The sequence below is a fragment of the Dellaglioa sp. CoH-57-MRSF-17 genome (assembly GCF_056782015.1).
Genome location: NZ_JBXAXY010000036.1, coordinates 1 through 280 on the forward strand (window position 1 = coordinate 1; position 280 = coordinate 280).

Consider the following 280-nt stretch of genomic DNA (forward strand, 5'->3'; position numbering starts at 1 on the left):
CCTGACAGAACGTGATCGTGCGGCGCTTGCCCAACACACGGAAAATCAGAAGAAACAAGGTTGACGGCACGCGCAATTAAGCGCATACTGCACAGCATTCAACAGCGGAGGGCAATATGAGCAACGTCAACATTCAATACTACAATGAGGCCGACCATATCAATCTTGCGTCTGCCACGGGTGATCTGGCGGTCCCGCGTGTCGGTGAGGTCATCCGCTTCGAGGCCGCCACCTCGGTTGATTACGAGGTGGCGGAGGTTGTGTACCACATCGCGCAGGG